The organism is Acidomonas methanolica, from assembly GCF_004346035.1.
Lineage (GTDB): Bacteria > Pseudomonadota > Alphaproteobacteria > Acetobacterales > Acetobacteraceae > Acidomonas > Acidomonas methanolica.
In genome coordinates this window covers 1-4,251 of record NZ_SLZN01000071.1, presented here as the reverse complement: position 1 = coordinate 4,251, position 4,251 = coordinate 1, and the positions used below count along the sequence as shown (strand labels likewise).

Here is a 4,251-nt window from a genome sequence, read left to right as displayed (position 1 = left end):
TCGTCAATCCGCTTCTGCGCCGCCCGCTCCGCATCCTGCCCCACCGTCATATCGAACGCCCGCGCCGCCTGCTCCTGCAACTGCCTCTTCCAAGCCTAAATCTGGTTCGGGTGAACCTCATGGCGTTGCGCCAGGTCCGTCACCGTCACGTCGCCTCGCACGGCCTCAAGCGCAATCTTCGCCTTCAAAGCCCCGTCCAGCTTCCCTCTCGTCTTCTTCGTCATCATCGCTCCTTCATACGACAGAGCCAGATATCTCCAACTTAACCTGTGGTCCCATTTCCAGGGGCCACTTCAGCCATCCGAACGCGGGATCGCCTGGGCCAACAAGGGGCGGAACCGTTCAAAATCAACAAGACCACTGAGTTTCTCCAGCGTATCACCCTTGGCCGACAGAGCCTTCAGGCGCTCGTCAATGTCAAAAAAACCCGGCTGTTTCATCGCCAAATCCCATCAGATGACAGAAATAAAGGGAATCACATATACCCGATCAAACCAAGGGGTTTTTGGAGGTCTCCAATTGCTTGCACCAAGTATGAAGCTGGCCAGTACTGATGTCGTGACGCCGGGCAACAACCGCAACAATCGCGCCCGGTTGCGTCGTTTCCTTCAGGATCGCGAGCCTCTCCTCGGTAATCCAGTGCCGCCGCCGCTCCGTGCGCACGATCACGCCACCATCCCTGAAAGCGCTCATACGAGGCTCGTTTGATTGCTCGTTGTCCACTCACATGGCCCTCCATCTGCCACGCATGCTTTACGCTATCCCACTGGAAAACAAGGCCGGGTTCCATCGACGCTTACGGGCTTTTATGTAAAGGACCAGAGTGATTATTACGTGTGTCTTCGACGGTCGCCTCTGGCTTTCAGCATGAACTGGTCCAGGCCGGCATTCATGGCGAGTTGAAATGCCTCGAGCGTTTCGGCACCGACATAGTGTTCCAGTCCCTCGGCGTCGATCCGTGCGTTTTCGGAGCTTACGCCCAGGGCCAGAAGAAACGCTTCCACGACCCGGTGACGGGCACGGACCCTTTCCGCCATTTCCCGGCCTGCCTGGGTGAGGAATACGCCGCGATACGGCTTGCGGGCAACAAGCCCTTCGTCCGCAAGCCGAGTCAGCATCTTGGCAACAGTCGGTTGGGCCACCCCAAGACGCCCGGCGAGATCGACCTGACGCGCTTCCTGGCCTTCATCCAGAAGATCGGCAATCAGTTCCACATAATCCTCGACAAGAGCGTTCTGTCGGGCGGCGCGATTGGCACGAAACCCTTCAGAATGAGTCTCTGCATCCGGAAGAGTGTCAGGTGTGCTCATGCACGAGTTCATTGTGTGATGTTGCGACGATCATGGCCCGGAAAGTTTCCACATTAGCTTGCTGAGCAGAATTATTCCTGTTGGAAAGATATATTCCGGCGAGAATAACATGGTGAAGGCTATAGGGAAACCTGTTCATATGATCATTTTGCACATGCTTTTTAATATAGCATATTGCATATAGTCGCAGTGTACGATCTACTGCGTCATCATGGCCCATCCCACTCACGTCATCCTGTCAATGCAACTGCCCTTCGCCGTTATTCCCCTCGTTCTGTTCGTCTCCGACCGGCGAAAAATGGGCGAGTTCGTCATTTCCCGGAAACTCGCCGCGCTCTCGTAGATCGTGGCGGCCGTCATTCTGGTTCTCAACTTCAAACTGCTTTTCGATACGATTTTCTGAGTTCAACTGCCCTAGGGGCATCCTTCACAGAAGAACTGCATCCTCATGTTCACCTCGCAATATAGCATCTGCTATTCCTATAAGCACAGGCGTTCCGGAAATAGTTTCAGTCATAAATGCACCCGTCTTCGCGCGGGTTCACGCGCCATGCTGCGTTGCTGCGTTGCTGCGGGACTGAGTTGGTTCTGCATGAACACGGCAAAGGCTGATGAAACTATCGCGCACGGTTCCGGCACCATGACCGCCAAGCCCGCATCAGCGACGCAGAATGTCGGATTGGCCCGCCACGAGAGAAAAAAAGGCGCACGGAAGGCCACACCGTCTGGAAAATCAGCTCAGGTTGACGCGACCACCCCTGAGCACGTCAATGTCGTCGGCCATCTCAATCGGGAGCGCGCGCGCATTTTTCCAAGGCTGGGGGCTGTCGACTACCACATCGACCAGCGCCAGATCACCAGCACACCCGGCGGGCAGAACGCGGCCTTCAGTCAGATCCTTCTGCGTGTGCCCGGTGTCGTGCTCGACAGTTATGGGGAGGTCCATGTGCGTGGCGAGCACGGGGGCCTGACCTACCGCGTCAACGGCGTGCTGCTACCCGAGGGGCTGAACGGCTTCGGGCAAGAACTCGATACCCGCATCATCCAGTCAGTAGATCTGCTGACCGGCACTCTGCCAGCACAGTTCGGCTTCCGCACAGCAGGCGTGGTGGATGTGACCACCAAGACCGGCGACAGCCTCAAGCACAATCAGGTCTCGTTTTACGGCGGAAGCTACAACACGTTCGTGCCGTCCGTGCAGCTTGGCGGCCAGCATGGAAAGCTGGACTATTTCACCACGCTGTCGTTCACCCGCAACAATATCGGCATTGAAAACCCGAGCGATACCTTCCGTGCCGTTCATGACGTGACCGAGCAGGAGAAAGCCTTCTCCTACCTCTCCTACCATATTGACGATGTCAGCCGGGTGACGCTGCTCACCAGCGCCTCCTATGCGGATTTCGAAATTCCCAACTCGTTCAAGACGTTCGATGTGAACAGCCCCGGCTACACCACCATCTATGATGTGGCCGGCGTGAATACTCACGATCCGTCAATGAATTGGGCCAAGATGAATGACAGCCAGACGGAACAGAATTACTACGCGGTGCTGTCCTATCAGCGCACGACGGACAAGCTGAATTTTCAGGCTTCCCCGTATTTCCGTTATGGGCGGATTGACTACACGCCGGATTGCGATCGGGACCTGATCTATCAGGGCGTCTCCGAACATGAAGTCAACGACTTCACAACTGGCGGCATGCAGTTCGATCTGTCGTATGAGGTGGCTCCTCACCACACCTTGCGGGCCGGCCTTCTGGGGCAATACACATCCGAACGGCTGGATACCAATACGTTGGCCTTTCCCGTCGATGCGCAAGGAAACCAGAAGTCGAATGTGCCGACGCGTATCATTGATAATACAGGCAACTGGTCTGTTGAGGCAGGAGCCTATATTCAGGACGAATACAAGATCACCCATAATCTGACATTCAATTACGGCATCCGCTACGACAGGTTCGCGTCGTCCTTTGGCAACGAGGGACAGTTAAGTCCTCGCGCGAATCTGGTCTGGAAGCCGACCAGCATCACAACCCTTCACGTCGGCTATTCGCGCTATTTCGCACCGCCTTCACCGCAGTATGTCTATCCATCAACATTGGCGAAATTCGTGGGCACGACCAATGCCGCTGCCAACCTGATCAATGATGCGACGAAGGTCGAAAAATCGAACTATGTGGATGGCGGCATTCTCCAGCGCATCACGCCCGAATTCCAGATCACACTCGATGCCTACGCCAAATGGGCCCATGATCTCACCGATCTCGGGCAGTTTGGCCGTGCGGTGATCCTGGCACCGTTCAGCTACAAGCGTGGGCGCGTCTACGGTGCCGAGTTCGGGAGTTCCTGGCGGCACGGGCCGTGGTCATTATTCGGGAATTTCTCCTATGTGAAAACGGCCGCGCGCGACATCAATTCGGCGCAATACCAGTTTCCGACAGATGAACTGGCCTATATCAAGTCCCACGCGATCCAGCTTGACCATCAAGGAGAATTCGCCGCGACAGCCGGTGCCTCATGGACCACGAAGCACGATATGGCCTATGTCGATTTCGTCTACGGTTACGGCCTGCGCAGCGGCTTTGCGAACCTTGAGAAAGAGCCGCAGTACGACGTGTTCAACATCGGTTACCAGCACACCTTCACGAAGGTGCCTTTGGGGCACGACATCAAGGTGCGCGCCGACGTCGTCAATCTGTTCGACAAACGCTATCAGCTCAGGAACGGCAGCGGAGTCGGAATCTATCAGGCACAATATGGCCAGCGGCGCGGAACGTTTTTCTTAGTTGTTTCGGAGTTCTGACCGTTCATCACGGTACGGTTAACCCCAATGCTGTTCACTTAATGTGAAGCGTCCCGGGTTTCCCGGAGGCTAATTGGTTTGAGTCACGCAGCCATATTGATGATCTGAAGGGCTGCATAGTAGTTGGCCTCGGCCTCG

General features: G+C 55.8%; 4 protein-coding genes and 2 pseudogenes. 2 read left to right on the top strand and 4 right to left on the bottom strand.

The features are described from left to right. Positions 1-95 precede the first annotated feature (95 nt). From EDC31_RS18310 to mntR, 4 genes and pseudogenes are all read right to left on the bottom strand, one after another. A complete protein-coding gene (locus tag EDC31_RS18310) occupies positions 96-227 on the bottom strand; it encodes a hypothetical protein (RefSeq protein WP_408812573.1) in 132 nt (43 codons plus the stop codon). 69 nt (positions 228-296) lie between these two features. Then, positions 297-440, bottom strand: a pseudogene (locus tag EDC31_RS17255) (IS5/IS1182 family transposase); the annotation flags it as partial. A 49-nt stretch (positions 441-489) separates the two neighbouring features. Further along, on the bottom strand, positions 490-723 hold the full coding sequence (locus EDC31_RS17250; RefSeq protein ID WP_132127215.1) for a transposase: 234 nt from the start codon (positions 721-723) through the stop codon (positions 490-492). A 107-nt stretch (positions 724-830) separates the two neighbouring features. Beyond that, entirely contained in the window at positions 831-1,322 is a 492-nt protein-coding gene (gene mntR, locus EDC31_RS17245; RefSeq protein ID WP_042061336.1) for a manganese-binding transcriptional regulator MntR, read from the bottom strand. Positions 1,323-1,533: 211 nt separating this feature from the next. Between mntR and EDC31_RS17240 the strand changes: the two are divergent. Both EDC31_RS17240 and EDC31_RS17235 read left to right on the top strand, forming a co-directional pair. Beyond that, a pseudogene (locus tag EDC31_RS17240) lies at positions 1,534-1,653 on the top strand (divalent metal cation transporter); the annotation flags it as partial. A gap of 249 nt (positions 1,654-1,902) precedes the next feature. Further along, positions 1,903-4,113, top strand: coding sequence for a TonB-dependent receptor (locus EDC31_RS17235; protein WP_042061339.1), 2,211 nt, complete (start codon positions 1,903-1,905; stop codon positions 4,111-4,113). Positions 4,114-4,251 lie beyond the last annotated feature (138 nt).

Bases quoted from the DNA above. Each gene is read 5' to 3' on its own strand.
- EDC31_RS18310 (WP_408812573.1), bottom strand. From the start codon at position 227: ATGATGACGAAGAAGACGAGAGGGAAGCTGGACGGGGCTTTGAAGGCG.
- EDC31_RS17235 (WP_042061339.1), top strand. From the start codon at position 1,903: ATGAACACGGCAAAGGCTGATGAAACTATCGCGCACGGTTCCGGCACC.
- mntR (WP_042061336.1), bottom strand. From the start codon at position 1,322: ATGAACTCGTGCATGAGCACACCTGACACTCTTCCGGATGCAGAGACT.